Origin of the sequence: Rhodococcus sp. NPDC058532 (assembly GCF_042719255.1) — a bacterium.
GTDB lineage: Bacteria > Actinomycetota > Actinomycetes > Mycobacteriales > Mycobacteriaceae > Rhodococcus_G.
In genome coordinates, this window is the sequence record NZ_JBHXNU010000001.1 from 360,810 (window position 1) to 367,785 (window position 6,976).

Below are 6,976 nucleotides of genomic sequence, written 5' to 3' on the forward strand. Positions count from 1 at the left end.
TTCCCTGGTGGGCATGTTCGAGGGGGTTTCTGGGGGGGGGTTGCGGGGGGGAGACCGCTTCCTGGGTGGCTTTTGGCGGGGGGGAGACGACCCCTTGTGCGTCTTGGCCGGCGGGGGAGCCGCCCCCCGAGCCGCGGTCGAGTGCATTGCCGGTGGTGGTCGTCGTGGTGGACTCGTCGTCGTTGCTCGACGTGCATCCGACCAGGGCGAGCGAGATGGCCGAGGCGGCGAGCACGGCAGCTGCGGTTTTCATGGGTCGAGCGTAGCCCCGGCAGCGCGCCGAGCGGCGGTGGACGACGTACCGGGCAGAAGTGTCGTCGCCGACGACCCGGATCGGGGAGCCGGGATCAGCCGCCGAACTTCGCCAGCCACTCCCTGGCTTCGTCGGGCAGCGCGTTCGCGGATTCGGCGGCGCGGCACCACTTTTTGGCCATCTTCAGGAACCCCATCGGGTTGTAGACGTCCTCCTCGCAGGACCACAGCCCGTCGCCCGCGTAGTGCAGGATCGTCAGGTTGGAGGCCCCGTGCACGGAGCCGTCGCCGGGGTCGCACATCGGATTGTCGATCTCACAGATCACCCAGCCACGGTCCTCGTCGATGGTGTACCAGAGCGCGGGGAAGGACGTCATGTGGTTGCCGGGGAAGCTGTTCATCGTCCGGACGATCCACGGGCGGATCTCCTCGCGTCCGGCGAACGTGCCGTACGCGTGCTCGATGTAGGACGCGTCCTCGGTGAACATGTCGGCGAAGAGGTTCCAGTCGCCGGTCCGCTTCGCCTCCTCGACCGTGCGCTGGTAGCCGGCGAACGCCGTCTCCAACTCCGCACGCGTCCAGCGGTTGCTGCCCGGCGCGGTGGTGGTGGTGGCGTCGGCGGATCGGGTCACAGGTCCTCCATGGGTGTCGACTGACGCCGCGCGCGGCGGGTCAGGTCTGGTTGTGTGCCAGCGGTGACCGGGACAGGTCGGGCTCCTCGGCCAGCACGTGCAGCGGCCGGTCGCCGGGTTCGCCGCCGTCGGCGCGCCACGACAGAACCGACCAACGGGACAATCCGGACAGTGCGGAGCCGAGGCTGCCGAACGATCCGGAGGACAGCGCGGACCCCGCGGACCCGATGGAGCCTATCGAGAGGATCGAGCCGACGCTGCCGATCGAGAGAATCGAATAGGCGGACCCGATGGACAGGATCGACCCCTCCGAGCGAATCGAGAGGATCGACCGACGGGATCGAACGGATCTGATCGAATTCCGGCGTGCGGAGGCCATTCCCCGGTCTACCACGGCAGCCCGGGAACGCGGAAGGGCCCTCGCCGCGGCGAGGGCCCTTCCGATGCTGTGGTCGTCCGCGTCAGGGGACGTAGACCGTCCCGACGGTCGGGAGGAAGGTGCAGGTGGCGGGGGCTGCGCCCTCAACCTCGGTGGTGAGGCCGCCGGAGATGACGGCGAGCACGCGGCCCTGGCCGGTCTCGGCGATCGCGGAGAGCGTCGCGGGGCCGTCCGGGTTGATCTTCGACGCGGTCGTCAGCGTGGCGCGGCCGGTCTTCGGGTGGTCGATGTTGACCCAGTCCACGACGAGCGGGGTCGGCTGCTCGGCGGTGGCCTTGCTGGTGCCGAGCGCGGTGAACACGAAGCCAGCCTCGCCCGCCTTCGGTCCCGGCGGCGGCAGGTGCGCGGGGCCGGGAACGGCGAGCGCGGCGCCGACCGAATCGGACGTGCCGCCGATGCAGTCCTTGCCGAGGGTCGGGTACAGGAACTGGGAGATGATCGGGCCATCCGACGGGGGCAGCTCCGGGCCGCCGCCGCCGCTGCCGTCGAGGAAGGTGATGACCTTCTCGAGGGTGGCCTTCGTCTCCGGCGGCAGGTTGGACGCATCGAGCAGTGCCTTCGCCTGCGCGAGCAGGTCGGCCTGCGGGTTCGCGATGTCGGTCACGCCGAGCTCGATCGGTCCGGCAGCGGCACCGACGATCGCGGGCGCGAGCGAGGCGAGCGCCTCGATGTCGAGGCCGGCGGGGATCTGGGGAACCGCGGGTTCGGCGGAGGCGGTCGCCGGTAGCGCGACGGCAGCGGCGGTAATCGCCAGCGCGATGATCGAAATGCGCGTTCCTCGCGTACGAAGCACGGTGTCCCCATCCTTGTTGTCAAGCGTCGCCGTTCCTGGACGGCGACTGGCCAGGCAGGCCCCTCGGTGTCGAGGGGTCACTCTATGCAGGGCCTCTGTTGTTGTACAGCGTTTGGAAGGCCCGGCCCGGCCGGTTGGCAACGGGCGGTACTCCCGCGGCAGTTAATCACAGCGTGATGTGGCGGTGCTGACATCGCGGTGTGGCGATGCTGACAACCCGAACCCTAGCGTGTTACTCAAGTGCACAGTGTGGTTGTTGATGCAACTGTTATGCGAGGTGATCGCCCCTACCCGGCGTCGCACCCGGCTGCCGTAGGCTCGCCGACGACCGCGCGGAGCCCGACCCGCTGGCACACCACCTTCCCGGGAGAACACGAACACTGTGTCCGAGACGACCCCAGCACCCGCGGTCCGCGCACTCCGCACGGGCCCAAGGGTCGAGCGGATCCTGCGGGTCGCGCCGCTGATCCTTCTTCTCTCCGTCGCGGTCCGCATGTCCTGGACCTTCCTCAGCCCGAACGGGATGAACCTGGTCGACCTGCGGGTGTACGTGGACGGGTCGGCGGCGTTGCTGCGCGGTGACCTCTACGACTTCACCTACTCGGAGCTGACCCCCGACTTCCCGCTGCCGTTCACCTACCCGCCGTTCGCGGCCCTCGTCTTCTTCCCGCTGCACTACCTGCCGTTCGATGCCGTCGGGGTGGCCTGGCAGCTCGCGACGATCGGCGCGCTGCTGCTGCTGATCCGGATGAGCATCGAACTGCTGCTCGGTCGGTGCTCGACCCTGACCCGGGGGCTCGATGCCCGCTGGGCCTCGGTCGCGCTGGTGTGGACTGCCGTCGGGCTCTGGTCCGAGCCGGTGCGGACCACCCTCGACTACGGCCAGGTGAACGTCTTCCTCGCGCTCGGCGCGATGGTCGCGGTCCGGTCCGCCCGCTGGTGGGTGGCGGGCGGCCTGGTCGGGCTCGCCGCGGGCATCAAGCTGACGCCCGCGGTCACCGGCCTCTACTTCGTGCTGCGGCGCCGCTGGCGGGCCGCGGTGTTCTCGGCCGTCGCCTTCGCGGGCACGGTGGCGCTGAGTTACCTGCTCGCCGGACCGGAGGCCCGCACCTACTTCGAGCATCTGCTCGGCGATGCGTCCCGGATCGGGCCCGTCGGGTCGGTGTGGAATCAGTCGCTGCGCGGCGCGCTCAGCCGCGTCGCCGGGTACGACGTCGGAACCGGGCTGGTGTTGATCCTCGCGCTGCTGGTCGTCGCGGTCGCGGCCTGGTTTGCGTGGCGGGCACTCGGCAGCGATGACCTCCTTGGGACGCTGGTGCTCGTCCAGCTCTTCGGGCTGCTGCTGTCGCCGATCTCGTGGTCCCACCACTGGGTGTGGCTGATCCCGACCGCGATCTGGCTGGTGCACGGGCCGTTCGCCGGGCGGACCGGGGCGAAGGTGCTGGCCGGCTACTGGATTGCCACCACGCTGATCGGCGTTCCGTGGGTGCTCAGCTTCTTCCAGGACTCGATCTGGCTGATCTCCCGTCCGGGGATGCTGGCCTGGCTCGGCGCGGTGAACGTGCTCGGCGTCTTCGCCCTCTACCTGTGGGTGATCCGCGCTGGCCGGGTCACACCGACCCCGACAGCCGATCGATCTCCCCGGCGAGTTCCACGTCCAGCATCGTGAGCCCACCCGCCGAATGGGTGGCGCAGGTGAACGTGACCGTTCGCCAGCGGATGTCGATGTCGGGATGGTGATTGCGGGCCTCTGCGGCCTCGGCGACGCGGTCGACCAGGGTGATCGCGTCCGGGAAGGTGGGCAGTTCGACGGTCCGGACAATCGCGGCGCCGTCGCGCTGCCACCGGGGCAGGTCGGTGAGCGCGGCGGTGACCTCGGCGTCGGTCAGCAACTCGGCCATGGTCATGATGGTCCCATGCAGACGGGTCCCGGCGACAGTGGTCAACGCGAGGTCGCGGCGGCCGCGGTGATTGACGGTGGCCGACTGCTGATCGCGCAGCGGCAGGCGCCGCCGGACCTGGCGGGTCGGTGGGAGCTGCCCGGCGGGAAGGTCGAACCGGGCGAGACCCCGGCGGAGGGGCTGCGTCGGGAACTGCGGGAGGAACTCGGCATCGAGGCGGTGGTCGGGCCGCGGGTCGGCGTCGACGTGCCGCTGCCGAACGGGATGGTGCTGCGGGCCTACCGCGCGGAACTGGTGTCGGGGGTTCCGGTCGCGCTCGAGCATGCGGCGCTCGCCTGGGTCGACGCCGCCGACGTCGTGCGGGTCGATTGGGTTCCGAACGACCGCGCCTGGCTCCCCGATCTGTGTGCGCTGCTTGGGGCCGGCGCCGCGGTCAGGCGGCCCGAGCCTTCTTGAGGCCCTTCTTCAGGTCCTTCCCGGTGACGCCCGCGTCCTCGAGCTTCCGCATCCGCATGATCACGACCGGGCAGGTGATGCAGCGAGTCTTGCTGCGGCAGCACTTCTTCTTCGGCTTCAGGCCCGACACCTTCTTTGCCTTGACCTTGCCCATCGCTGTCCCGGACCCCCGCTTCGACTGACGCATCCGGCTCGAGGTTAGCGTGCCCTCATTTCGGGCCCGAATCCGGCCAGTGGTGCAGATCACTATCCGCAGGTCAGGGCCGTTGATGGCCGGCCGCGATGTGGGGAAATTCGGCGGAGGCGGGTACTGTGTTCGCTGGCCGCAATCCCTGCACAGGTGCACCGTCGTGACGTCTTCAGTGACGCTGGTGCCGCGGGGGTCGCGAATGGGAATCACGCATGCGCGTAGCGGCAGCCAGAAGCCGTGCGACACAAACTTCGTGTGGCCCCGTCAGCAGCAGGAGAACGCCCCGCGTGAGCACCACCACTTTCCGCAATGTCGCGATCGTCGCACACGTCGACCACGGCAAGACCACCCTCGTCGACGCGATGCTTCGGCAGTCCGGCGCCTTCGCCGAGCGCGCCGAACTCGTCGACCGGGTGATGGACTCCGGTGACCTCGAACGCGAGAAGGGCATCACCATCCTCGCGAAGAACACCGCCGTGCACCGCCACAACCAGGACGGCACCGTCACCGTCATCAACGTCATCGACACCCCCGGCCACGCCGACTTCGGCGGCGAGGTCGAGCGCGGTCTGTCCATGGTCGACGGCGTCGTGCTGCTCGTCGACGCGTCCGAGGGCCCGCTGCCGCAGACCCGCTTCGTGCTGCGCAAGGCGCTGTCCGCGTCGCTGCCGGTCATCATCGTGGTGAACAAGACCGACCGCCCGGACGCCCGGATCGAGGAGGTCGTCACCGAGGCGCAGGACCTGCTCCTCGACCTGGCCTCCGACCTCGACGACGAGGCCGCCGCGGCCGCCGAGGCGCTGCTGGACCTGCCGGTCCTGTACGCATCGGGCCGCGAGGGCAAGGCGTCGATGAATCAGCCGGAGAACGGCCAGGCCCCCGACACCGAGAACCTCGACGTCCTGTTCGACGTTCTGATGGAGCACGTCCCCGCGCCGAAGGGCGACGCCGCCGCACCGCTGCAGGCGCACGTCACCAACCTCGACGCCTCCGACTTCCTTGGCCGGCTCGCGCTGGTCCGCATCCACAACGGCGAGCTCCGCAAGGGCCAGCAGGTCGCGTGGATGCACGCCGACGGCGTCAAGACCGTCAAGATCACCGAACTGCTGAAGACGGTCGGCGTCAGCCGGGAGCCGGGCGAGGTCGCGGTCGCCGGTGACATCGTCGCCGTCGCGGGCATCCCCGAGATCATGATCGGCGACACCCTCGCCGACACCGAGAACCCGGTCGCGCTGCCGACCATCAGCGTCGACGAGCCCGCGATCTCCGTCGTCATCGGCACCAACACCTCGCCGCTGGTCGGCCGGGTGAAGGGTCACAAGCTCACCGCCCGCATGGTCAAGTCCCGCCTCGACTCCGAGCTGATCGGCAACGTGTCGCTGCGCGTCCTCGACATCGGCCGCCCGGACGCGTGGGAGGTGCAGGGCCGCGGCGAGCTGGCGCTGGCCATCCTCGTCGAGCAGATGCGCCGCGAGGGCTTCGAGCTGACCGTCGGCAAGCCGCAGGTCGTCACCCGGCAGGTCGACGGCAAGGTGCACGAGCCGTTCGAGGAGCTGACCATCGACACCCCCGAGGAGCACCTCGGGTCGATCACGCAGCTGCTCGCGAACCGCAAGGGCAAGATGGTCCAGATGACCAACCATGGCACCGGCTGGGTCCGCATGGAGTTCATCGTCCCGTCGCGTGGTCTGATCGGGTTCCGCACCGACTTCCTCACCGAGACCCGCGGCACCGGCATCGCCAACGCCGTCTCGCACGGTTACGGCCCGTGGGCGGGCGAGATCCGGGCCCGGCACACCGGCTCGCTGGTCTCCGACCGCACCGGCTCGGTGACCCCGTTCGCGATGATCCAGCTCTCCGACCGCGGCACCTTCTTCGTCGAGCCGGGTGCGGACACGTACGAGGGCATGGTCGTCGGCATCAACCCGCGTGCCGAGGATCTCGACATCAACGTCACCAAGGAAAAGAAGCTCACCAACATGCGCTCGGCGACCGCCGACGCCACCGAGACGCTCGCGAAGCCGATCGAGCTGACCCTCGAGGGTGCGATGGAGTTCTGCGCGGGCGACGAGTGCGTCGAGGTCACCCCGGAGGCGATCCGCGTCCGCAAGGTGCACCTGTCGCAGACCGACCGGGCCCGTGAGCGGTCGCGCGCGAAGTCCCGTGACAAGGCCGCGCTGTAAGGTGCGCTGACGCGCCCGTGCGTGATGTGCACCCCGATCGGGGTGCGCCCCCCGCACAGGGTGCGGAGGCGCACGCAAAAAAGAAGATTGGGCGCGATGGACTATTCCGATCCCGGCCGGATTGTCCGTG

Annotated in this window: 8 protein-coding genes and 1 pseudogene; 3 read left to right on the forward strand and 6 right to left on the reverse strand. The window is 69.6% G+C overall.

Features of this window, described 5'->3' with window-relative positions; all coding sequences use genetic code 11:
• The 4 genes and pseudogenes from ACFWQG_RS01565 to ACFWQG_RS01580 form a co-directional block, all read right to left on the reverse strand.
• Positions 1–253, reverse strand: a pseudogene (locus ACFWQG_RS01565) (hypothetical protein); the annotation flags it as partial.
• 94 nt (positions 254–347) lie between these two features.
• Positions 348–884, reverse strand: coding sequence for a nuclear transport factor 2 family protein (locus tag ACFWQG_RS01570; RefSeq protein ID WP_378505806.1), 537 nt, complete (start codon positions 882–884; stop codon positions 348–350).
• A 40-nt stretch (positions 885–924) separates the two neighbouring features.
• Positions 925–1,263 carry a hypothetical protein gene (locus tag ACFWQG_RS01575; protein WP_378505807.1) on the reverse strand — a complete coding sequence of 113 codons (339 nt, stop codon included), beginning with the start codon at positions 1,261–1,263 and terminating at the stop codon, positions 925–927.
• 82 nt (positions 1,264–1,345) lie between these two features.
• Positions 1,346–2,116, reverse strand: coding sequence for a hypothetical protein (locus ACFWQG_RS01580; RefSeq protein ID WP_378505808.1), 771 nt, complete (start codon positions 2,114–2,116; stop codon positions 1,346–1,348).
• A 382-nt stretch (positions 2,117–2,498) separates the two neighbouring features.
• Between ACFWQG_RS01580 and ACFWQG_RS01585 the strand changes: the two genes are divergently transcribed.
• Positions 2,499–3,785: a mannosyltransferase gene (locus ACFWQG_RS01585; RefSeq protein ID WP_378505809.1), complete on the forward strand. Its 1,287-nt coding sequence runs from the start codon at positions 2,499–2,501 to the stop codon at positions 3,783–3,785.
• On the opposite strand, the gene ACFWQG_RS01590 is transcribed toward ACFWQG_RS01585, so the two are convergent.
• Complete coding sequence (locus ACFWQG_RS01590) at positions 3,727–4,017, reverse strand: 4a-hydroxytetrahydrobiopterin dehydratase (protein WP_378505810.1); 291 nt, start codon at positions 4,015–4,017, stop codon at positions 3,727–3,729. The two genes, ACFWQG_RS01585 and ACFWQG_RS01590, sit on opposite strands and share 59 nt — an antisense overlap.
• Before the next feature lie 15 nt (positions 4,018–4,032).
• Here ACFWQG_RS01590 and ACFWQG_RS01595 point away from each other — a divergent pair, with 15 nt between their 5' ends.
• Positions 4,033–4,473: a (deoxy)nucleoside triphosphate pyrophosphohydrolase gene (locus tag ACFWQG_RS01595; RefSeq protein WP_378505811.1), complete on the forward strand. Its 441-nt coding sequence runs from the start codon at positions 4,033–4,035 to the stop codon at positions 4,471–4,473.
• Here ACFWQG_RS01595 and ACFWQG_RS01600 read toward each other — a convergent pair.
• Positions 4,451–4,660, reverse strand: a complete 210-nt coding sequence (locus ACFWQG_RS01600) for a hypothetical protein (RefSeq protein WP_378506064.1) — start codon at positions 4,658–4,660, stop codon at positions 4,451–4,453. The two genes, ACFWQG_RS01595 and ACFWQG_RS01600, sit on opposite strands and share 23 nt — an antisense overlap.
• A gap of 290 nt (positions 4,661–4,950) precedes the next feature.
• On the opposite strand from ACFWQG_RS01600, the gene typA reads away from it, so the two are divergent.
• A complete protein-coding gene (gene typA / locus ACFWQG_RS01605) occupies positions 4,951–6,846 on the forward strand; it encodes a translational GTPase TypA (protein WP_378505812.1) in 1,896 nt (631 codons plus the stop codon).
• Positions 6,847–6,976: the final 130 nt, after the last annotated feature.